The sequence below is a fragment of the Flammeovirga agarivorans genome (genome assembly GCF_012641475.1).
Taxonomy (GTDB): domain Bacteria; phylum Bacteroidota; class Bacteroidia; order Cytophagales; family Flammeovirgaceae; genus Flammeovirga; species Flammeovirga agarivorans.
In genome coordinates, this window is the sequence record NZ_JABAIL010000006.1 from 124,217 (window position 1) to 149,256 (window position 25,040).

The 25,040-nt window shown below is 36.2% G+C and carries 14 protein-coding genes; 11 read left to right on the plus strand and 3 right to left on the minus strand.

The features are described 5' to 3' along the window. Positions 1-123: 123 nt before the first annotated feature. The 8 genes from HGP29_RS19300 to HGP29_RS19335 all read left to right on the plus strand — a co-directional run bounded on the left by HGP29_RS19300 (position 124) and on the right by HGP29_RS19335 (position 14,451). Positions 124-3,198, plus strand: a complete 3,075-nt coding sequence (locus HGP29_RS19300; RefSeq protein WP_168884065.1) for a SusC/RagA family TonB-linked outer membrane protein — start codon at positions 124-126, stop codon at positions 3,196-3,198. Between the two features lie 5 nt (positions 3,199-3,203). Further along, complete coding sequence (locus tag HGP29_RS19305) at positions 3,204-4,673, plus strand: RagB/SusD family nutrient uptake outer membrane protein (protein ID WP_168884066.1); 1,470 nt, start codon at positions 3,204-3,206, stop codon at positions 4,671-4,673. Positions 4,674-4,718: 45 nt separating this feature from the next. Next, positions 4,719-5,945: a carbohydrate binding domain-containing protein gene (locus HGP29_RS19310; RefSeq protein WP_168884067.1), complete on the plus strand. Its 1,227-nt coding sequence runs from the start codon at positions 4,719-4,721 to the stop codon at positions 5,943-5,945. A gap of 58 nt (positions 5,946-6,003) precedes the next feature. Further along, positions 6,004-7,350 (plus strand): endo-1,4-beta-xylanase, encoded by a 1,347-nt coding sequence (locus HGP29_RS19315; protein ID WP_168884068.1) that lies wholly within the window; start codon positions 6,004-6,006, stop codon positions 7,348-7,350. A gap of 165 nt (positions 7,351-7,515) precedes the next feature. Next, positions 7,516-9,039, plus strand: a complete 1,524-nt coding sequence (locus HGP29_RS19320) for an MFS transporter (protein ID WP_168884069.1) — start codon at positions 7,516-7,518, stop codon at positions 9,037-9,039. Positions 9,040-9,072: 33 nt separating this feature from the next. Then, on the plus strand, positions 9,073-10,053 hold the full coding sequence (locus HGP29_RS19325; protein ID WP_168884070.1) for a glycoside hydrolase family 43 protein: 981 nt from the start codon (positions 9,073-9,075) through the stop codon (positions 10,051-10,053). A gap of 266 nt (positions 10,054-10,319) precedes the next feature. Further along, the gene (locus tag HGP29_RS19330) at positions 10,320-12,998 is read left to right on the plus strand and encodes a glycosyl hydrolase family 8 (RefSeq protein ID WP_168884071.1); all 2,679 of its coding nucleotides are present in this window, start codon (positions 10,320-10,322) and stop codon (positions 12,996-12,998) included. A 100-nt stretch (positions 12,999-13,098) separates the two neighbouring features. Next, positions 13,099-14,451, plus strand: coding sequence for a glycoside hydrolase family 11 protein (locus HGP29_RS19335; RefSeq protein ID WP_168884072.1), 1,353 nt, complete (start codon positions 13,099-13,101; stop codon positions 14,449-14,451). A 25-nt stretch (positions 14,452-14,476) separates the two neighbouring features. On the opposite strand, the gene HGP29_RS19340 is transcribed toward HGP29_RS19335, so the two are convergent. After that, positions 14,477-14,935 (minus strand): RNA methyltransferase, encoded by a 459-nt coding sequence (locus HGP29_RS19340; protein ID WP_168884073.1) that lies wholly within the window; start codon positions 14,933-14,935, stop codon positions 14,477-14,479. Positions 14,936-15,101: 166 nt separating this feature from the next. Then, complete coding sequence (locus tag HGP29_RS19345; protein WP_211093345.1) at positions 15,102-16,724, minus strand: glycoside hydrolase family 43 protein; 1,623 nt, start codon at positions 16,722-16,724, stop codon at positions 15,102-15,104. Positions 16,725-17,027: 303 nt separating this feature from the next. Between HGP29_RS19345 and HGP29_RS19350 the strand changes: the two genes are divergently transcribed. The 3 genes from HGP29_RS19350 to HGP29_RS19360 all read left to right on the plus strand — a co-directional run bounded on the left by HGP29_RS19350 (position 17,028) and on the right by HGP29_RS19360 (position 21,935). After that, entirely contained in the window at positions 17,028-18,107 is a 1,080-nt protein-coding gene (locus HGP29_RS19350) for an alkene reductase (protein ID WP_168884074.1), read from the plus strand. Positions 18,108-18,444: 337 nt separating this feature from the next. Continuing rightward, the gene (locus HGP29_RS19355; RefSeq protein ID WP_168884075.1) at positions 18,445-20,406 is read left to right on the plus strand and encodes a family 43 glycosylhydrolase; all 1,962 of its coding nucleotides are present in this window, start codon (positions 18,445-18,447) and stop codon (positions 20,404-20,406) included. A gap of 17 nt (positions 20,407-20,423) precedes the next feature. Beyond that, on the plus strand, positions 20,424-21,935 hold the full coding sequence (locus tag HGP29_RS19360) for an alpha-L-fucosidase (RefSeq protein ID WP_168884076.1): 1,512 nt from the start codon (positions 20,424-20,426) through the stop codon (positions 21,933-21,935). Positions 21,936-22,020: 85 nt separating this feature from the next. On the opposite strand, the gene HGP29_RS19365 is transcribed toward HGP29_RS19360, so the two are convergent. After that, positions 22,021-24,933, minus strand: a complete 2,913-nt coding sequence (locus HGP29_RS19365) for a T9SS type A sorting domain-containing protein (RefSeq protein ID WP_168884077.1) — start codon at positions 24,931-24,933, stop codon at positions 22,021-22,023. Positions 24,934-25,040 lie beyond the last annotated feature (107 nt).

The following is a 25,040-nucleotide window of genomic DNA, read 5'->3' on the forward strand; positions in this document are numbered from 1 at the left end:
ATGAAAAAGACTGATACTTAAACAAAATTTCAAACTCTCATTTATGCTATCTCTAACTATTCGCTATAGTTTAATATATAACATATTTCTATAGTATCTGATGAATTTAATCTAGAAAATGAAATGAACAATTATTTACTTAGAGTGGGTGTACCTCATAAAGTACATCTAATGCTTACTCTATTTTGCTTTCTTCTTTTTCCTAAATTACTCTGTGCTCAAGACTCACGAATTATTAAAGGAGTTGTAGTTGATAACAATAACAGCCTACCTCTTCCTGGTGTAAATGTTTATATAGTTGGAACTACCGTTGGAACAATCACCAACTTTGATGGGGAGTACTCTCTGGAAGTTCCTTCTGATAAAACTGAGCTAGGGTTTCGATATATAGGTTACATAGATCAAACAGTAACGATCGGCAACCAAAAGAAAATTGATATTTCTTTGAGTGAAGACGTGATGCAATTAGAAGAAATTGTTGTTGTTGGATATGGTACACAGGAAAGAGCTAAAGTAACAGGTGCAATTGCAACGGTTGATTCAGAAACGATTACTTCTACTCCTGTATACACTGCAGATCAGGCCTTACAAGGTAGAGCAACTGGTGTTTCTGTAACGAATAACGGTTCTCCAGGTAGTGACCCTATTGTACAAATTCGTGGTGTTATGGGTACAAGTGGAAATAACCCTCTGATTGTAGTGGATGGTATCATTGTACAAGGTTTAGGAGATCTGAACCCTGCTGATATTGAAACGATGTCGGTATTAAAAGATGCATCTACAACGGCAATTTATGGTGCTCAAGGTGCAAATGGTGTAGTTGTAATTACGACAAAGAAAGGAAAGTCAGGTGATATTAAAATCGATATCGATGGTTACCGAGGTGTACAAATGGTCCAAAAGCAACACGAGGTAATGGAAAGAGACGATTATATCAACTATTCTCGCATGTGGGGTAATGCAGCACAAGGAAGACTCGAAAATGAAAAATATGCTGATATCAGTAAATATAATACGAATTGGCAAGATGAGATTTTCCAAAATGGAATCATTGAAAACTACAATGTAGGCTTATCAGGTGGTGGAGAAAACACCAATTATAGAATTAGCGGTAATTACATGAATCAAGAAGGTGTGTTAAAGAACACTGGAATTGAAAGATTTATGTTTAGATCAAATGCGAATTATACGAAAGGCAGATTGAAAGTGGCTCAAACTTTTTCCGTTTCATCTACAGAGAAAAAGCCTGAACAAACAAGTGCTGGACGCTCGGCCTTGGAACATGCGATAAAAATGCCTCCGTACCTTACACCGTATAATGCAAGTAACTTAGGTGGTTTTCAAGGAACAGATATTCAGTTGGACGGACAAGATGCTGAAAACCCAGTACGAGTTTTAGAGCATACGGAGATATCAAATAAGAGAGTGAACTTAATGGGAACATTATCTGCAGAACTCGAACTATTCCAAGGTTTTTCGATCAAAGGACAAGGTGGTATCGACTACTTTAACTATAACAACGATTTATTCTCACCTTCTTACGATGATGGGTCCGCTTTAGCTAGACCAACAAGGTCATTAATTGAGAAGGGGTATGGTTCTCATGCCATGATGACCTTAATTGGTCAAGCGACCTACAACAAACAATTTGGTAAGCATAATGTAAATGCTGTTGCAGTTGTGGAACGTATTGAGAAGAAAAATATGAACGCTGGTACATCAAGTTTTAATGAGATTACCAATGAGATAAAAAATACAACAAATACAGATCTTACTGGAGGTTCTTTTACTGTAGATTATGGTAAACTTGGTTACTTAGGGCGTATCAATTATGATTATGACGGAAGGTACTTATTTGCTGCTTCCTACAGAAGAGATGCTTCGTCAAGGTTTGGTAGCAATAACCGATGGGCTGGATTCTATTCTGTTTCTTTAGGTTGGAATGTATTAGATGAAGCTTTTATTCCCGATTCAGAATGGATGTCTCAACTTAAGTTAAGAGGTAGTTACGGATCTGTTGGTAACGATAATATTGGCGATTATAGATATTCAGCATCTATTGTATCAGGGAATCACAGTTATGTTTTTAATGGTGCAAATGGGGTATATCAGGCATTTGGTACTACAGCAGGAAATCTACCAAACCCAGATTTAAGATGGGAAACCACTTATATGACGAACGTTGGTGTAGACTTAGGTTTCTTTGAAGACCGACTGACTTTATCTGCTGAATATTATAAAAACGAAAGTAACGATCTACTTATCAATGTTCGACAAGTATCATCGATTGGTGGTGTAAATGCTACTCAGGCAAAAAATGCAGGGTCAGCTCAAGTAAGTGGTTTTGAATTTAACTTAGGAATCAAAAACCAGGAAAAAGCACTTAAGTGGTCTACAAACCTTAACATCAGTACAATGGAAAACATTGTCAATGATTTAGGTGGAGAAATTCTTTACGAAGGGTACTATGAAAATAACGGTTCTATTTTAAGAACAATCGAAGGTGAACCTTTAAGACATTTTTATGGGTACCAAACTCTAGGGATCTTCCGTTCATGGGAGGAGATTTACACTTCACCTGTACAAACATCAAATACGGCTCCTGGAGATATTAAGTTCAAAGATATTTCTGGCCCTGATGGTACGCCAGATGGTGTGATCGATCATTATGATCAAACAATAATTGGTAACCCAACACCTGATATTGTGTTTGGTTTGAATATGGATTTCAGTTACAAGAATTTTGACTTAAACATATTTTTTAATGGTACTTATGGTAACGAAATCTATAATACAACGAGATGGTATTTAGAAGGAGGTCAAAGATTCTTTAATGCAAATCCTAAGATGCTTGATGCTTGGACGCCTGAGAATCCAGATTCAGATGTACCAAGATTAAGCGAATCGGGTGATAATCTAAGAACATCTAATCGTTTTGTTGAAGATGGTTCATACCTAAGACTAAAGAATGTGACTCTAGGGTATACACTTCCAAAGAAAGTATTATCAAAATACATTTCGAGATGTAGATTCTATGTCAGTGGCCAAAATGTTTTTACAGTGACAAAATACTCTGGTTTGGATCCTGAAGTTGGAGCTGCTGCTGCAAGTGGTAACAACCCAGCAGAGACAGGTATTGACAGAGGTAATTACCCAACACCATTGACAATTATCGGAGGATTACAATTAAACTTCTAAACAGCATGAAAAAATCATATTATATATATTCCGTTGTCTTGATGTTAGTTTTTGGGAGTGGCTGTAGTACAGATTTCCTGAACATTTCTAATCCAAACGAACTAACAGAAGACACTTACTTTAAGAACAAATCACAGTTACAATCTTCTGTAGATGCTTCTTATGTAAACCTTCAATCTAAAGGATTATATATCCGTCATCTATTCTTTATGAATGATAATATGGGACATGAGGTGGAACTAAACCCCCAACATGAACCCGACAAGAGGCAGTATTATAATTTTACTTTTGATGCCAATCATGAAGGAATTTTCACCTATTGGGATAACTGTTTCAGAGGTATAAATAAAGCCAACTTTGTGATATCTAATCAAGAAAAGTTCGAAAATGTATCTCAAGATGATATTGATAGAGCATTAGGCGAAACTCATTTTATGAGGGCTTTCTACTACCATTTATTAGTTACAAGGTTTGGTGGTGTGCCGATCTATTCAGAATTGACAAGTACTCCTAATCCAAGAGCGACAAAAGAGGAAGTATATCAGTTTATTCTAGAAGATCTAGCGTTAGCTGCACAGCTTTTACCTGTACAAGCAAATACTGAAGGTGGAAGAGCATCTTCTGGTGCCGCTTGGGCATTAAAAGGTAAAATGCATCTATACCGTCAGGAGTGGCAGGAAGCGAAGGAAAGCTTTGAGAAAGTAACAGGTTATACATTGGTTGATGAATACAAAGACAACTTCTTAGAAGAAACAGAATATAATACGGAGTCTGTTTTCGAAGTAGGTTTTACAAGAGAGTTTGGTTGGTCAGATCAAGATACTTGGTGGGTAGAAGATGCATCGGGTATGCAGTTCGTATCTCTTAGAGGTCAAGAATATGGGTGGAATGATTGGTTTAATTCTTATCCAGGAGATGACCTATTGGATGAGTACGAAGCCAATGACCCTAGATATACTGCAAACTTCTACACTGATGGCGAATTATTTAATAATGATACAGAAGTGGTAAGCTTACCAGACCATAGAGCGGCATGGAAGAAGTACCAGAATTATTACCAAAGACCAAAAGAAGAAATTGCTTCTGGTATTAATCATAGGGTGATCCGATATGCTGATGTCTTGTTGATGTGGGCAGAAGCAGAAAATGAACTTGGTAATTCTAGTAAAGCAATTGATTTAATGAATCAGGTGCGAACAAGGGTGAGCATGCCTTTATATGGTTCTTCAGAGATGAATGCCAACTATCCGGTAAGTAACAAATCAGAAATCTTTAATGCTATTGTTCATGAACGTAAAGTAGAGTTAGCTGGAGAGCAGGTAAGGTATAACGATTTATTAAGATGGGGTTTAGCTGAGTCTTTCTTACAAGGGACAGGCTTTGTTAAAGGGAAATCAGAATTGCTTCCTATTCCTCAAAAAGAAATTGATGTTAACCCCGAAATCTCTGCAGGGGATCAAAACCCTGGATATTAATCCATGGCAAAGTGAACATACTTTTGAATTGAAAATGATATTAATATGAAAAAGCAATATATCTTTCTTCTAATCTCAGTGTTAAGTGTAATGTGGAGTTGCTCTACAGATGAAACAACTGTGGTGGAAGAAATGCCAAAAGCTGCATTTACTGCGACTCCAACCAATGAAAACCCCAATTATATTGTACTAGAAAATCAATCGACGGGTACAAATATTATGAGCTCTTGGAAGTTCAAAGAGGATGGCCCATTTGTTAGAGGGTCTCAAAGTAGCGATACAACATATTATCCTAATGAAGGGACTTATAAAGTCACACTTTACACAGGAAATAATTTGGGGGTGGACACAATCTCACAGGAAATTATTATCGAACAAAGAGACCCTGATTTACCACCAATTGGAGGTGATGATGCTTTTCTTCTTTTAGGTGATTTTGAAGATGGAGAAGTAGGAGATTGGAATGCATGGGGACAAGATGTTTCGGTGGTGAGTAACCCTGCTGGTTCTGCAGTAAACTCTTCGGACTTAGTATTAAAAATGACACAAACAGAACCATGGCAAAATAGTGCAGTTCGAAATATCCCTCAGGTGACTTCATTTGCGACTAAAATTGTAGTGGATGTTTATTTTGAACAAGAAGGTGATTTGAAATTACAAATAGAAGGTGACTTTGCAACGGGTTATTTCCAATCGGTTACACCTGGTGAGTGGGTTACTTTAGAGTATACTCTTGAAGGAGAAGTTGACGACAGTACTGAATACCCTTGGATATTATTTCAAGGTAATACTTCAGGAAGTTATTATATCGATAATATTAAGTATTACGCATTAGATATTGGAGGAGATAACGGAACTGTTTATGGTGATTTTGAAGATGAGCAAGTTGGTGACTGGAACGCTTGGAATCAAGATGTCTCTGTTATTGCTAACCCTGCCGTAGATGCAGTAAACTCTTCTGATTTTGTGCTACTGATGACACAGGTAGATCCTTTTTCAGTAAATGCGGTAAGAAATGGACAAATAGTTGGTGTTGCAGCCGATAAAATTACGGTTGATGTGTACTTCGAACAAGCGGGGTCTCTGAAATTACAATTAGAAAGTGATTTTGAGACAGGATACTTCCTAGATGTGGAACCAGGTAAGTGGGTGACATTAGAATATGATTTGAACGGACAAATTGATGGAAGTATCGAATACCCTTGGGTGGTGATTCAAGGGAATACCCCAGGTAATTATTACATAGATAATATTACTTATTACGAACAGTAAATAGACAATCCAGGGATCAACTCCCTGGACTGTTTCCTAAAGATTTAAAGAAAATACAATGAAAAGAATATTAATATTGTTATCAACTTTGGTGACCCTCTTGTCATCATGTGAAGATAATCAAGTTCAGGAGGTAACACTTTCCTCTCCAGATATCTATAAGATTTCAAATTTAAAAGCCAGTAGCTTCACAGCAGATTGGACAAGTATTGTCAATGCACAAAGTTATGAACTTAATTTAGCAACAGATGCCAACTTTACTAATCTGGTATCACCCTATGAAAGTGTAGCAACGAAAGAAGATTCTTATCACTTTGAGGGGGTTGAAAATGGTCAGACATTTTATGTAAGAGTCAAAGCACTTTATAAGGATAAATCATCGGATTATTCCAACTCAAAATCTATCACAACATTAGAAGAAGACGGTGTAGAACCTGATACCCCTTTAAAAGATGTTGCTACTACATTTAGAGTAGGTATGGCCACCATTGTGAACCGCTTAAATGGTACTCATGATGAAATCTATAAGAGAGAGTACAATCAAATTACTGCTGAGTGGGAAATGAAAATGAACATTATGTACCCTGAAGAAGGTAGGTATGATTTTACTCTTGCTGATCAATTGGTAGAATATGCTCAGAATAACAATATGGAAATTCATGGACATGCATTGATTTGGCATGCAGCAACTCCTGATTGGGTGGTGAATTTTGAGGGAACTGATGCTGAGTTTTCTGATATGGTAGAAGACTACATTAAAACTACAGTGACTAGATATAAAGGAAAAGTGTTGTCATGGGATGTTGTGAACGAAGCCATAGATGATGTTGGAGGGAACTATAGAAGTTCGGTATTCTTAGATCGAATGGGAGAAGAGTACATCGCAAAATGTTTTCAATGGGCGAGAGAAGCTGACCCAGATGTATTGTTATTTTACAACGATTACAACTTATGTTGGGATAGAACTAAGCTGAATGGAGTAATCGATAAGGTTATTACTAATTTTAAAACAAACGGAATTCCTCTAGATGGTATTGGTTTTCAAATGCACATAGGCTACAACGGACCTACTAAAACCAAAATTGCAGAACACACCAAGTTAATTACAGACGAAGGTCTCTTAATGCATTATTCAGAGTTAGATGTGAAAATCAATCCTGATAATGATTTAACTACACCTACTGAAGAGAGAGAATTTATTCAAAAAGATAAAGTACGTGAGGTTGTAGAAGTGTATAATGCGATTCCTGAAAGCAGTAAATTCGCTTTGACTATCTGGGGACTTAAAGATGACGAATCGTGGATTCCAAGTGTACAAGGACATGACGATTGGCCATTACTCTACGATAATAACTTTACGATTAAAAAAGCACATACAGGCTTCTTAGAAGGCCTTCAAGAATAGAGTTAGCATATGGAGGGAGGGGGAATAGTAGTACCTCTTTCTCCAACTAACAAACAAGCATCAAATTATTTTTATCAGCTCGTCAATGAATAGAGTACTCATTATTTATGGGACTTCTTTAAGTACTATTCTTTAAATTTTATTGACCATACTACGTAAATTAAAATGAAACTAGATCACCAAAAAGTTTCTCTTAAGGAGAAGGTGGGATACAGTCTTGGAGATTGTTCTGTAAACTTCGTTTTTCAAATAATGTTGGTATTTCAGTTGGGGTTTTACACCGATGTTTTTGGAATAAAAGCAACAGCTGCAGGTACAATTCTTCTTATGGCAAGGATCATCGATGCCTTTGTTGACCCTTTGGTAGGAATAATGTCGGACAGAACAAATACCAAGTGGGGGAAGTATAGACCATGGGTGTTATGGACTGCGCTACCTTTTGGCTTATTCTTCTTTCTTGCATTTACCACACCCGATGTTTCAGAACAATATAAGATAATCTATGCAGGGATAACATATACCCTGTTAATGGCCATCTACTCACTTAACAATACACCTTACTCTGCTTTGCATGGAGTAATGTCAAGTAATATAGATGAAAGAACTAGTATTGGTTCTGTTCGATTTGTTTTAGCGATGGTCGCATCATTAATAGTACAAGGCTTTACTTTACCATTAGTAGATAAGTTAGGGCAAGGAGACGATCAAAAAGGCTGGTCTATGGCTATTGGTGTTTTGGCATTAGTTTCTATTGTATTTTTTATCATTACTTTTTTGTCAACCAAAGAAAGGATCACTCCACCGGCCACCCAAAAAACATCAATAAAACAAGACATTAAAGACCTACGACATAATGGGCCATGGTTTTCTATGTTTATCGTGACTCTATTTATCTTTACTACTTTGTCTTTATGGGGTGGCGGAATGTATTACTTTTTTAGTTATTACATGGAGCCTGAAGCTATCTTTTCATTCCTGAAGGAATTCAATTTAGTAAAACAGTTAGATCAAGAAAGTTCTATGATGTACAATATTATGGATGCTTTTGGTTTGTTGGTATTGCCAGATAAAAGCAATGCTTTTAGTGTAGGATTCAGCTTTTTTAATATGGTGGGTCAGTTTTTTACGATAGTAGGAGTCTTGACCATGTCTTCATTTTTAGCTAAGAAATTTGGCAAGCGAAATACATTTATCGTATGTCTTTTTATGACGGCTATTTTTACGGGGTTATTTTTCTTCGTTCCATCGGATAGAGTAGATCTTGCGTTTAGTTTAAATATTCTAAAATCGATTTTTTATGCTCCAACTATTCCCCTTCTATGGGCAATGATGGGAGATGTAGCAGACTATTCGGAATGGAAATACAAAAGAAGAGCTACAGGTTTTGTTTTCTCAGGGATTGTATTTGCGCTTAAGGCAGGTTTAGGTTTTGGTGGTGCGCTGTGTGGGTGGATTGTTTCTATATATGGCTATGAACCAAATGCTATACAATCTCCCGATGCAATTTTTGGTATTCGACTTACAGCTTCCATTGTGCCATCAGCAACATTTATGGTATCAGTAATTTCATTGATTTTCTATGTGATTACAAAAGAGTTTAATATCAAAATGCAAAAAGATCTATCCGAGAGAAGAGAACAGTTACACATGGCCAATGTTACCGAAGTAGAAAATTCGATCACTATATAGTTTATATATAATAGTTATTAAAAATATAAAAAAATGAATAAGATTAAGAATAAACCAAAATATATCGCAGACCATTTATATACTGCAGACCCTTCAGCTCATGTATTTAATGGTAAACTCTATATTTATCCATCACATGATATTGAATCAGGAGTGACCGAAAATGATAATGGTGACCACTTCAATATGCAAGATTATCATGTTTTCTCAATGGAAGATACAGATGGTGAAGTACAAGATCATGGATGTGTTTTAAAACTAGAAGATATTCCATGGGCAGGAAGACAGTTGTGGGCCCCTGATGCTGCTGAAAAAGATGGAAAATATTATCTATACTTTCCGATGAAGGATAAGAACGATATTTTCCGAATGGGTGTAGCCATAAGTCAACAACCGGAAGGTCCATTTGTTCCTGAACCAACACCAATAGATGGAAGTTACAGCATAGACCCTGCAGTATTTCAAGATAACCAAGAAGATTATTATATGTACTTTGGAGGAATCTGGGGAGGTCAATTGCAACGATATAGAGATAACAAAGCGATAGAAGTTGGGCAAGAACCTGCTGACCATGAGGATGCTCTTTGTCCAAAAGTGGTTAAATTATCGAAAGATATGAAAGCATTTGCTGAAGCACCTCGAGACTTAGTCATTTTGGATGAAAATGGTACTCCATTGAAGGCAGGTGACTATGATAGAAGGTATTTCGAGGGACCTTGGATGCATAAATATAACGGTAAATATTACTTCTCCTATTCAACTGGTAATACCCATAAAATCTGCTATGCAGTAAGTGATTCTCCTTATGGTCCATTTGAATATAAAGGTATCATTTTAACTTCTGTAGTCGGTTGGACCACACATCATTCTATAGTAGAATTTAAGAATAAGTGGTATTTATTTTACCATGATAGTCAACCATCGGGAGGAAAGACTTGGCTAAGAAGTGTCAAATTTGTGGAAATCGATTATCATGAAGATGGCACAATTTCAACGATCGAAGGTAAAGATTAATTTATAGTATTTATTTCATTTCCAAAAAGCATATCATATTGATATGCTTTTTTTATATAACACATTTGATGCATCGGAATGCAACATATTTACATGCAACATTTTTAGGAGTTTTTGGAGATAAATTGATATTTAATTATTTGGTATTCAGTTACATTTATGTGTGAGATCTCAATGAAATGAATTAACTCTTCTACTTTCTATTTTGTTCCGGCTACATTTTAGAAGTCAGAAAGAGTGCTAACTAAATCGACTAAATTTTTGAAATGAAAAACTATCTAAATGAAAAGGTAAATCTTAGGAACAATAATTTAAAACCACCAAACTTTGTAAATACTATCACTCTCTTATTTATTTCACTACTGTTGATTAGAGTGGATTGTAATGCCGTTATTTCTAATTCGGGTATGACAATACAAACAGAGTCAATGACTTTAGGAGGAGCATATGCAAGTACGACAACAATTCCTTTTGATGGTATCATTTTATATGCTAATGATGATCATGGAGCTACAACAATTCAAATTTCAAATGCCCCTGGAGTATTTGATATAAGCTTAAAAGGAGCCTCAACAAATACCAATGCTGCAGGTGTTAGCTTAGAAATTGATGGAACTGAAGTGACCTCTTTTTCTTTTTCTGGAACTGCCCCAAGTATTGATACAAAATCAATTAAAATTGAAGGAAATGCAGGAAATAAAGTAATCAGGTTGGTTCTGAAAACAGATAATGGATCTAATGATACACTACTGGATTGGATCAGCTTTACTAGAATGGGTGATATCCCACCTCCACCAGCACCTCCAACTTTGCCAAGCGAGGGTGCTTTCTATACAGGGAATTATAGAAATATGTTCAAAGAGGCAGGGTATACACAGCAACAAATTGATGATAAAATTAATAGTGTATATCAACAGTTATTTAATGGAGATGATGCCACTGAGAGAGTATATTATCCCAAAGGTTCAGATGAAGCTTACATTCTAGATATCGATAATAATGATGTAAGATCAGAAGGAATGTCTTACGGAATGATGATCGCGGTTCAGATGAACAAGCAAGAAGAATTCGATCGGATGTGGAAATTCGCGAAAACTCATATGCAACATGGTCCGGGAAATAGAGAAGGATATTTTCGTTGGATTGTGGATGCTAATGGAGCAGAATTAGATCCTAATACGGCTTCAGATGGTGAAATCTATTTTATCACTGCCTTGTATTTTGCCTCAGTAAGATTTGGCGATCGTGGAGGTATTTATAATTACCGAGCAGAAGCGGATTATATCTTGGAGCAAATTATGAACAAAGGGTGGCCACACAATCAGATCATTGGTTCAGTGCCAAATATGTTTAATGATGAAAAGAAAGTATGTTTCGTGCCTTATGCTCAAGCTTCTACTTATACAGACCCTTCTTATTTCTTGCCTTCTTTTTATGAAGTTTGGGGAATGATGGCAAAAACCAATCGTCAATATTGGAAAGACGCCGCAGTTGTTGCTCGCGACTTTTTTCAAGCAGCTGCACATCCAACAACAGGTTTAATGCCTGATTATTCCAATTATGATGGTAGTCCAACCGGCGGACACAAAGAGGATTTTGTGGTTGATGCTTGGCGATGTGCTATGAATATATCCATGGATTATGCTTGGTTTAAGAAAGACGAAAGAGAGAAAACTATTACCGATAACATTCAAGACTTTTTCTATGGTGAAGGTATTTATAGTTACTCAAGTGGTTATACTTTAGATGGTAATCCATTACCAGGGACAGACTATCAAGCAGTGGGTTTGGTCGCTTGTAATGCCATGACATCTTTGGCTTCCACCGATGCGAAATCTTGGGAATTTATCAATGCTTTATGGGATCGAGCACCAACAACAGGTCGATACCGCTATTATGATGGGTTATTACAAATGATGTGTCTATTGCATTTATCAGGTAACTTTAAAGCTTATGTTGATGGTTCTGCTCCTCCTGTTGATCCTAATCCGATTCCTGTAACAGGAATTACTTTAACTCCATCATCATTGTCTTTGGAAGTGGGACAAACCAATAATTTGTCAGTGAGTATTTCCCCCTCAAATGCTGATGATAAACAAGTAAGTTATACATCGTCGAATACGAGTATTGCAACCGTTTCAAATTTGGGTTTTGTTCAAGCGATTCAAGCAGGAAGTGCAACAATTACAGTAAGAACTGTAGATGGTGGTTTTACAGATCAAATTTCAATTACCATAACTTCTGAAGGCGGTAATAATGGAGGAGACAATGGTGGGAATACAGGAACCTGTTCTTTTGGTTTACCTAGTTCGGAAGCATTTCCAACAATCAATACAAGTTTCACTCATGCCCATGTATTAGGTAATGGCCCTGACCTATCTCATGTAAATAACATTTCAGTCAATTGGTCGAAAGAAGGTGGACAAATTTGGGACTTCTCTATGCGTACAAATAATGGTGTGCCAAATTGGTATGTTGATCTTAAAACAGCTATCACACATACTTTAGGTAGTGCTTCTCCATCGATCACTTTTTCGAATAGTGGATTCAACGGACTAGATGGAGCGTATTGGATAGGCAAGGAAGGTTCAAATGTAGTATTGGTTTCTAAAACTTCAGATTTCACTATTTACTTAAATAATTCTTCTTCAGCACCAAGCTGCTCTAATGCTAGGAGGATGTCAGTGAATTTAATGTCAAATAGTGGTTTGGAAGATGAAATTCAGCTATACCCAAATCCTGCTACTGATCAGGTGATCATCAAGGGAGTTCAAGGGAATACTGCTAAAGTCAAAGTTTATACGATAAGTGGAGTATTGGTTTCAACTTCAATTTTAACTGGAGATGTAAGAAAGTTGAATGTTTCAGCTTTAAAGAAAGGCACCTACATACTTCAGGTTGTATCGGATGATAACTATCAAATTAAAAAACTGATGATTCAGTAATCAATTTATCCATTCAAGAGTCCAATAATTCACTATTCTACATCACTCAAAACTATGTATTGGGCTCTTGAATTTTTTATGAAATGAAAACTTTATTAAAATGAAAAATCAACTATCCATGAATACGCTTTATATTTTAAGTGGTATTGAAATCAACAATCAATTGATCCAACGTTTAAGTAAAAGCGTTTTTGTATTATCACTTTATCTATTCTTAGTATTTGATATACAGGCTCAAACCATCTGTAATAATCAGATTGGTAGTCAGGGTGGGTATACCTATGAATATTGGAAAGATTCTGGTAGTGGATGCATGACCCTCAATAATGGTGGTAATTTCTATGTTTCCTGGAACAATATTGGGAATCTTTTGGCTAGAAAAGGAAAGCGACCTGGTGTGAAAAATCAGACAGTGACTTATGGAGCCAATTATCAGCCGTCCGGTAATTCTTATTTGTGTATTTATGGCTGGAGTCAGAACCCTTTAGTAGAGTATTATATTGTGGAAAGTTGGGGAAGTTGGAGGCCTCCCGGAGCAAATGCTAAAGGTACTGTTACAACAGATGGAGGTACCTATGATATTTATGAAACCACTAGGGTTCAGCAACCATCCATAGAAGGCACAAAAACATTTCAGCAATATTGGAGTGTAAGAAGAAATAAACGAACGAGCGGAACGGTAACTTGTGCAAATCATTTTAATGCATGGGCCAATTTAGGAATGAATATAGGCAGTTTATACGAAGTCTCTTTTACGGTTGAAGGATACCAAAGTAGTGGTACCTGTGATGTTTACAGCATGACGATGGGAACAAGTAATGGCAATAGTGGAGGAAACAATTCCACTTCCATTAAAGTAAGAGCGAGAGGGGTGACTGGACAGGAAAAATTGAATATAAGAATTGATAATCAGACAATACAAACATTGTCTTTAACAACGAATTTTAAAGAATACACTGTAAATACTAACTCTTCTGGAGGCGTAAATGTGGAGTATTTTAATGATGCTTCAGGTAGAGATGTGCAAATAGATTGGCTTGAAATTAATGGCAACCGTAAGCAGGCAGAACAACAATCCTATAACACTGCCGTTTGGCAAAATAATACATGTGGAGGGCAGTACAGTGAATGGATGCATTGTAATGGAGTGATAGGTTTTGGATCCACTTCCAACAATAGAACTATATCACATAAAAACGGTAATGGATTAATTACAAACAGTATATTTCCGAACCCAGTACAAGGTAATTCACTTACCATTCGAAATGCCAATCTAGGAGAAGTCAAAGAAGCTATAGTGTATAATTCTTTAGGCCAAATAGTATACCACCAATATTTTGAATCTAGCTTTTCAGAACAAGAAATGCCCATAGCATTACCCAATGGATTGTATTTTATCCATGTTATAGGATCATTGAATTCTATTCAAGAAAAAATAGAAATTAGAAGGTAATACTAGATACCAGGGAAGGGGTTATTTAAACCCTTTCCTTACCCAATTGTCTATCGTACATTACAATACTTCCTGCAACAGCTACATTTAAACTTTTAGGCGATTTAAATTTGACAAGGAAATGACTCGAATCCATGGCTTGTTTGGACAAACCGTGGTCTTCAGCACCTAGTAAATAAACACATCTTCTTGGGTGATGAAAGGTTTCAAGATCTTCAGATTTATCAGTAAGTTCTACGCCAACAATTCGAGTACCTACAGGAAGATTATTGACAAAATCTTCGAAGGTATTATAATGATAGTAAGGAATAGCTTTTACCGCATTATGAGTATCACTAGCTTGTTTTGCATAACGGTTACCTATGGTAAAGATAAAGCTAGCTCCAAAATTTTGAGCAGAACGCCATAAAACGCCTAGGTTTTCGGGTGTTTTACCATTTTGAATGCCAATGCCAAAATATTCATTTGTGAAGTTTGACTCCATAGTTATTAATCCGTTTTTTAGTCTATACCATACCAATTAAGCACAATGCCAAAAGGAGGAACAAAAGTAGAACTAAAATTTTGCTTAACTATGGATTTTAGGAAATATTGTATGTATTCATCATGTAGAAGATCACCCAAAGTATTGATTCTTTAGGAGACCTTTTTTAATCTATTATTGTCTTCTTCTCAACTCCTTGATAGCTAAACCAATCAAAGAAGGCTTTATTTTTAGTCGGTTTACCATTGCTTGTTGCATAGATACCAATACCAGGGCCATTAAATTGTGCATTACCCTGACCATCTGCAATGGTGATTAAACTGAGAGGTTCACCAATTGGTAGAAAGTGATCATTGGTAGTACTATAATAGAATTGTATTTTCATATCTTCAGCCATGGCTTTAAGATGAATACCCTTGTGATGATAAGGAACACTAGCAACCTCTTTTCTCTTCCCCTTGAAACTCTCAATAAGTACTAAGGAATCTTTTCTTTTCATCAGTGTAAAGTAGTTTTCATTGGTTCTATAAACACATAACCCCACTTCTTCATTTGTTTTTTGTGTCTTAAAAGAGAATGAAGTTTTTGCCACAAAATGATGATCCATTATTCTTTGAACCAATAGAGAGGAGTGAACCAAACTATCGATCACTTCAGGTTGTAATGCTAATTGTAATTGGCTGTTTTTTATTGTAAAATAAGTGGATTGGGGAGTACGAATAGTACACCATTTTAGATCTAAATCATGTTGATCGAAATGATCGATTACAGATGGTTTTGGCACTGGAGTCCATGGTAGATCTGGCCTTTTTTGTTCTGATAATACCTTACCAAATCCTTTGTTAATAATAGGTGTTTGTCCTTCAAATTCTACTTTTGCTAAAAAGGTTTCTCTGGCCAGTGTGGTAATTCCTTTATTCAATCGTTTACCCAGCATCACACACCACCATTCTCCATTTTGTGTTTCTACTAGATCTCCATGGCCAACAGCATAAATAGGGTATTCTTTACCAAGGTGTCGGTGTGTAAGTATAGGATTTACTATATCAGCAACAAAAGGTCCTTTTAAATTATCGCTATGATGTACTGACATAGCATGATACTGTTCTGTTCCTCCTTCAGAAAGTAGCAAAACATATTTTCCATTAATTTTATAGATGTGAGGCCCTTCTGCGTAAGCAGCATTATTAGCATGACCAAAAGATAGTTCGTTTCTTTCCCCAATAAGCTGATGGGTATTAAGATCAATTTCTTGGTTATACACTACAGTTTGTGCAGGCCAAGCTTTGTCTTTTACACTTCCCATTCCGGTGTAATAACATTTTCCATCGTCATCCCAAAATAAAGAAGGGTCAATGCCTGGGGCATCACTTAACCAAATTGGGTCAGACCATGGTCCGGCAGGGTTTTTAGCAGTGATGTAAAAGTTCATCTTACATCCTACGCATGTATTGATGATATAAAAAGTACCATTATGGTGTCGAATGGTGGGAGCAAATAAACCCAATTTATCTTTCAACCCATTAAAGTTTACAGCTTTTTCATTACTTATCCCATACCCAATATGTTCCCAGTTTACAAGGTCTTTACTATGATATATGGGTAAACCAGGAAACCATACAAAAGAAGAATTAACGAGATAATAATCGTCACCTACCCTACAAATGGAAGGATCAGGATGGTAACCTGAGAGAATAGGATTTTTAAATTGAGTGGGTGGAATTTGTGATATAGAAGTAAAATGAATGGTAAAAAATAAGACACTCATTACGATTGTTTTTAGTTTCATGGAGGTTGATAGTAATAATTTATTATTCAATTTCATTGAACTTAAAGATACGAACGATCAGTTTTTCTTTGTGAAATAAAAAGCACTAATACCGGTGCTAAATTAATTATCGCGTTTTCTAATTTATTGAAAATCAATACTCATTAATATTCAAGCATCTAGAGTGTGATAGCATATCTAATTGTAACGAAGGGGTGATTACCAATATTAATTTTAAGTGAAAAAAGTGTAAATGAGTTTTTTTATTTAGAATATAAAATTATATTCGTTTAAACAATATACGTATAAACGATAAAGTAAACCATGAAACTATTTTCATCATACTCATTAGGCAATACTAGTTTAAATAATAGAATTGTAATGGCTCCAATGACACGTTGTAGAGCTGAAAATAATATACCCAATAAGCTTATGGCAGAATATTATGCACAGAGAGCTTCAGCAGGTCTAATTATTACAGAAGGTACGGCACCTTCAAAAAACGGATTAGGTTATGCTAGAATTCCTGGTATTTATTCTGAAGCCCAAGTAGAGGGGTGGAAAAAAGTAACTCAAGCAGTTCACCAGCAGGGAGGAAAGATATTTATACAATTAATGCATACAGGAAGAGCATCTCATCCATTAAATATGGAAGCCGATACAAGAGTAGTTGCACCTTCACCCATTGTATTAAGTGGAGAAATGTATACGGATTCGGAAGGTAATCAGCCTTATCCTGTTCCTGAGCAAATGACAGAGCAAGATATTCAGGAAGCCATTCAGGAGTTTGTCAATGCAGCGAAAAATTCAATAGAAGCAGGAGCTGATGGTGTTGAACTTCATGCGGCCAATGGATATTTGATCAATCAATTTCTTAGTCCATTATCAAATCAAAGAACAGATAGTTATGGTGGAAGTGCTGAAAATAGAAATCGTTTTGCCATTGAAGTAGCACAAGCTGTGATCGATGCGATTGGTGCTGATAAAGTGGGAGTGAGAATATCACCTTATGGTGTATTTAATGATTTAGCTCCTTTTGAGGGCATAGACGAACAGTACCTTTCATTAGTAGATGCTTTCAACAATTTGGGTGTTGTTTATCTACATTTAGTGGATCATAGCGGAATGGGAGCCCCTGAGGTACCTGTTTCTATTAAAGAAAAATTAAAAGAGGCGTTCAATAATACATTTATTGCTAGTGGTGGTTTAGACAGAAAGAAAGCCATCGATATTTTAGAAGCGGACCAAGGAGACTTAGTAGCTTTCGGAAGGCCTTTTATATCCAATCCAGATCTCGTTCATCGATTAAAAGATGATCTTGAATTAACACCACCCGACTTTGATACTTTCTATACACCGGGAGAAAAGGGTTATACAGACTATGCCTTTAAAGTAGCAGAGTAATAAGATCTGGATTTGGGTTGCATGATATTTTATCAGTATTGACCAATGTATTTTACCCAAAAATTCCCCAACAGTTCAAACTTCCAAGGCTTTCAATAGATGATATTGAAGGCCTTTTTTATGTGTTTTATGAGAAAAATTTATGGAAATATAGGGGGGAAATAAGCGTATATTAATTTGAAGGTATAAACGCTTCATTTTCTTCCAACAACACTGCTATGGATTTCTTTTCTTGAAGTAATCAATGAATGAATTATTACCATGAGAGAAGAACAACTACAAAATGTAAATACCAACATTGTTTTGATATTCATGGTGCAAAAGTTATGAAATCACAATGATGAAACTAAACTGTAAAAATCTATTATTCTTTTTGGGTTGGGTATGGTCAATAGCAGGCTATTCTCAGAATCCTTTAATCACACATCGTTTTTCTGCAGATCCTACAGCTAGGGTCATGAATGATACACTATTTGTATTTCCCTCATCAGATACTACATGTACTCAGATCAAAGGGAACAATGGTTTTTGTATGCCAGATTACCATGTCTATTCTACAACGGATCTTACAACTTGGAAAGATCATGGAGAAATTCTTTCTCATAACACAGTGCCTTGGGTAGAAGAAAATAGTTATGGTATGTGGGCGCCAGATTGTATCGAAAAAGACGGTAAATATTATTTCTATTTTCCAGCAATGCCCAAAGATGGTAGTGCATTTAGAAGAATAGGGGTTGCCGTAGCAGACACTCCAACAGGACCGTATACACCAGAAAATTCATATATCGAGGGAATTGAAGGTATAGACCCCAATGTATTTATTGATGATGATGGTAGCATATTCTTATATTTCGGTGGTGGCGAGAACCTTTTCTATGTTGAATTGAATCAAGATATGAAAACGATCAAGACGAAGCCTCAGAAGGTAGAAGGCTTGCCATCAAAGTATAAAGAAGGGCCATTTGTTTTTAAGCGAAAGGATAAATACTATTTTACTTTTCCACATGCACCAGGGCCAGCAGAAGAGATTTCTTATGCAGTAGGTGATAGTCCAAGAGGACCTTTTGAATACAAAGGAAAAGTATTAGAACATTGGAAAGATGGCTGTTGGACCAACCACCATTCGTTTGTAGAATATAAAGGTGAGTGGTTATTATTCTACCATCATATGGATATTTCAGGAAATAAACACAGAAGATCAATGTGTGCTGATCGCATCTATTTTGATGAAGATGGAAATATACCTGAAATCAAAGCAACTCAGAGAGGTATTGCCGCACTAACAGCAAATAATGCTATCCAATTGGATAGATATAGTGTTCTTGAAAATGCGACTGTAACTAAAACAAATGCAGCTACACCCAATTGGATCGTCAAAAGAATTTCTGAAAAGACTCAACTTGAAATTAATGAGATCAACTTTGAAAATAACAAATGGGATCATTTAGCTCTTTTTGTAAGCTCTCAAGAAAAAGCAACTATTGAGGTATTAGCGAACAACAAAAAATTATCGGCTGTTGAAGTCCCTAAAATGAAGGAAGGAGAATGGAGGTTAGTGAAAGCACCATTATTATTTTCTCCAGAAGGGATGGTTGATCTCTCATTCCAATTTTCGGGTAATACAGAATTCTTAGCATTGGATTGGATGCAATGTCTTACTAGAAAACAAGTACTACTTTCTAAATCTTATGATATTGATCTATTTAATGCAGCCAACCAAAAGATCCTTTTTCAAGCTAATCAAGGGAATATTTATTCAGAAAAGGAATTTAGACAGCTAAAGCCACATATTCTATCTACCTCATTGGTACAAGGAGAAATGCATATCAATAGTGAAAATGCGGTACACTTGGATGGAGTTAAAAAGGGCGATGTTGTTAGTTTCTCATCAGATAAATCAAGAAAAATGTATGATGCATTTGTAGGGATAGAAGCGGCTAATTATTCAGATCAAGAAGGAGTAATGGTAGAGTCATGTAAGCTAGGCGGTAAAAACGTTGGTTACATTGAAAATGGGGATTACCTGATGTTCAATAATTTGTTATTCCCTCATTCTCCTAAAAAAGTAACCATCGGAATCGCATCACCAAATAAAGGAGGTATAGTCGAAATAAGAAAAGAAAAAGTTGACGGTGAGTTAGTTGCTTCATTTAATATCGATCAGACTGGGGGTTGGCAAAATTGGTCTTCTATTACTTCAGATATAACTGCTCACCTTGTTGAAGACGAGAAAATCTATGTTGTCTTTAAAGGCGACAAAGGCTTCCTAATGAATATCAAAGATGTAAGATTCGAGTAAAACCAATAAACAATATCATGATTAAAAAATATATTACTTCTGCATTGTTGAGTGTCTTATTAGGGGCATGTGCAACGAAAGAGACGGTCAAACAAACAGCAAAAATTAACTATGAAGCGAACTGGGAATCTTTAAGTCAATATGAAGTGCCAGAATGGTGGAAAAACACCAAGTTTGGTATCTATTTTCATTGGGGTCCTTACTCTGTACCTGCACATGAAACAGAGTGGTACTCACATTACATGTATAATCCTGGTAATGAAGTGAGAAAGTACCATGAAGAAACGTATGGTCCACTCAATGAATTTGGCTATAAGGACTTTATTCCCATGTTTACTGGAGAGCATTTTAATGCTGATGAGTGGGCAAAGCTATTTAAAGAGGCAGGGGCACAATTTGCTGGCCCTGTAGCTGAACATGCAGACGGTTTTGCCATGTGGGATAGTGACTTAACGCATTGGGATGCCAAAGAGATGGGACCAAAACGAGATATCGTTGGAGAGATGGCTGAGGCGGTTAAGAAACACGATATGAAGTTTATTGCGACATACCACAGACATTGGATGTATGCTTGGTTCCCTACATGGGATAAAACAACAGATGCTGCCGATAAAAAATACGAAGGGTTATATGGACCCTATACTCCAAAAGGGACATTTAATATGGCAAAGACAAAGAGTGACCCTTTACCTGATGATAAATTCAATGAAGAGTGGTTGGCAAGGTTGGATGAACTGATGGAAAAGTATCAACCGGATATCATCTGGTTTGATAACCGTATGGACATTATTGGAGAGAAATACAGACAACAGTTTCTTGCTAATTACTACAATAATGCTCAGAAATGGGGAAAAGAAGTGGTATGTACATATAAGTTTCATGATTTACAAGAGGGGACAGCTGTTTTGGATTTAGAACGTTCTCGAATGAAAGAGAAACAGCCTTTCGTATGGTTAACAGATGATTCTGTAGATTGGAAAGCTTGGTGCCATATTAACGATCCAAAGTACAAAACAACCAATAGACTCATTGATTTCTTAGTAGATGTCGTTTCAAAAAATGGAGCGGTATTATTGAATATACCACCAAAAGCCAATGGTGAAATTCCCCAAGAAGTCATCACTAGGTTAAAGGAAATGGGGAAATGGTTAAATACAAATGGTGAAGCAATTTACGATACCAGACCATGGAAAATCTTTGGAGAAGGTCCTCAAGAAATCAAAGAAGGACATTTAAGTGAGCATAAAAATAAGGAAGCAGTAGCTGAGGATATTCGTTTTACAACAAAAGGCGACTATTTGTATGCTATCGCTTTGGATTGGCCAAAAGATGGAATTCTAAAGGTAAAAAGCCTTGGACAGAATAGTGAGGTATTATCTCAGGAACTGCTTCAGGTAAGTATGCTAGGAAGTAATAAAGTGATAGAATGGGAACAGGAAAAAGAGTATTTGAAAGTTCAATTACCAGAAGATAGACCCTGTGAGCATGCTTTTGTGATTAAGTTGAAATTAAGTCCTCAAGATTTATAAACAGCGATCCGATTCATTAAAACAAAGAAAAGGCTACCAAAATATTTATTGGTAGCCTTTCTTTTTTTAGATAGTGTAAGCGAATTTAATTCTTTAGCATTTTATATAAAATATTTAAGTTGTTAGAAGTGATTTTTAAAAAGTAAATTCCTTTCTGAAGATCGGATATATTAATAGATTGAAGACCTTTTGCTAATGAAAGAGTCCTTACTTTTTGTCCATTGGAAGTAAAAAAGATCACATCAGAAGCATCCTTTAATTCTACATTTACAATATCATCAACAGGGTTTGGATAGAAAGGGATACTCTCTTCGATATTCAAAGCATATGTAGGGATGTCTGTTGAATTTGGAGTAACTGTTACAGTAACTTCATCGTATTCTGTAAGCCCTTCTCTTGTTCCTTCAAATTCAAAGACAAAGGCTGTTTCACTTTCTACTTCAGGAGCAGTAAATTGAATGGACAGCGCTTCAGAGTTTTCAATTAGTATAGAAGAAGAGGAAGACCATTTTGTTACAAACTCATCATTGTGAGAAGTAGAAGCGGTAAGTGTGACTAAGTCACCACTTTCAACAGTCTGATCGTCACCAGCATTTACCCAAGCTTCTGATGTTAAAGTCAACACAACGGGAATGGATAAATCTTGATCTGAGATGGTAAATGAGCTATTGTAAGTAGTATACCCTGAAAGTTCCACAGAAAAGTCAAATTCACCTGCTTCTAGTTCCGAAAAACTGATATTACCTTCTGAATTTGAAGTTTTTTTTTCCTCTCCAATCGTTATGATGGCACCTTCTAAGATTTGTTCGGATTCATCTTTAATAGTAAAGTTAGCAGCAAAAGTATCTCCTTTTTCTACTGCAATCACATCGTTTTTTTGATCTGTTGCGAGATTATATTGCCAACTTTTTCCTTCAGGGCGAATACTGGCCTTGATGATATATTTCTCTCCAATAGTGGGTGCATTCTGTAAAGGAATACGTAAAGTTTGAGTTCCACTGCCTGCATCAATGGTTTTAGTTGCTTGTCCTAACCATTGTTGTGAGGACCAAAATTCAGCAACTAAATCTCTTGTGGTTGTTGCTGTATATTTTAGATCTATACTTACCTGTTCAGCACTTCCAATAGTATTATTAGGAAGTAAAATCTCTACACTTTCCATCCCGATAGAGATATCTTTCTCATTAGAAAGCTCCAAAATCATTGAACTAATATGGCCACCCTCATCAGGGAAAGTGACAGAGATTTTATTGTTTGCTTTTAATAGATCAGAATCAAAAGGGATTTCGATCACACCAAAGAAGTCATCTCTATGTGCTTGGTCACTACCTTTCCAATTGCTAGGGACAGTGATCATTACATCATTTACTTTAATCGTAGGTTGTTTCGACTTATCATGCTTTCTACCTATTCCCATATGAAGGATAACTTGTTGTGTACCATCCGTATCAACGCCGTTAAAAGTAAAGGTGTTGGTTTGGTTCGATTGAATGGCTTTGATATGTTCTGGTGCATAATATTTTTGCTCTACCATTGCAGAAGTAAGCGTAGGTGCTTCTTCAAAATGATAGGCTAGAATACAAGTTTCTCCACCAATCAATTCTAATGAAGAAATGGATTCATTGAGCGTTGTAATACTCATCTCTTCTTGTTTATCATCATAGATACGAAGCGACTTTTTAGTGATAGACTTCAACGCATCTAAGTTTTCTACAAACTCAATATCAATAGTTTGACTGTTATCGTCTAAATTATTGAAGGCGATGTATAAGGTATTTTCTTCTTGGAAAGCATGAGTTTGAATATCAGGGTTGTCCGAGTTTATTTGCACTCTTTTTCCTTTAACATCTTTCCATAATTCATAAAAATGAATCCTTGGAGAATATCTCCATCCTTTTACCTCTGCCTCCCCAATGTTTGTTGGAATAAACAATGCAGCTCCATAAGGTTGGTAATTATTACCAGCATTAAGATGCCATTTAGATTTATCTGTGATAAATGGAATAGAAATATCAATCACATTTTCTCTATCCAATAAATTAAATAACATATGGTTGATTCCTTTTACAGATTGTACACTTTCCAAATCTGTATAGTCATCATCAAAGCCATGAGTAATTACTCCGTACTCAGTAATGGCATGTGGTTTTACTTTTCCCCATTTCAGGTAACTGTAAGTTTCAATAAGGTCTAATATGGCTTCAGAGTTACTACCAGAACGAATATTATTCTGACCCGTAATATTCACACCGTCATATAAATGTGTTGAAAAACCGTCCATATGTTCACCTGCAACATCCATAAACATTTTCATATTCTCTTCCCAATGGGCAAAGTCATGAATCTCCATAGATGGCCAAGCAGCAGAATAACCGACCACCTTCATTTTTCCAAGGGAAGGTGTTTCATGGATTTTTTTACCAATAGCAGCAAATAAATCAGCCATTCTGCGTTTTACTCTAATTTCATCTTCTGTAATCCACTTCCCTTCATAAAAATCATGAGCGTGTACAAAAGGCTCGTTCATTGGTTCATAGAATTGTGGGCGGTCATTTACACTCACTTCATCTACAAAATATTTTACAGCCCAATCAGCAGCTTTATCTACATCCATTTCATCCAGGAAGGCACTTTTAGGATGTTCTGTACCAACATATCTGAAGACATCTTTTTCTGCTGTGCTATTATCGTTTACAGTGGAGTTGGGGTAGGTGCCTACAGCAAATCCTTTTCTTTTAGACTCTGATAAAGGACCCCAAAAACCACGGCCTTGTCCCACATTGTATTCTTCATAAAATGCGTTCAGTTCTGCATCGTTTGCTTTTGCATGAAGATTGAAAAATTTGTTTCGGTTTAGTTCGGAAACACCTCCTATAAATCGTTGAGTTTTGTGATTGATCGTCACTTTTGTTTGTGCATTGCCTTGCCATGGACTGAGTGTGAAAACAAGTCCAAGGAGCGTCCAAACAAACGTACTACATGTTGTATTCCATTTCATTTCAAATTATTTAAATAGTTGATTAAGTGATTGTTTATTGATCAAAATTAATCACTTAAAGACCGAGCGATGGTTTGAAATTTTAGTAAATAACGAGGGGGAATTAT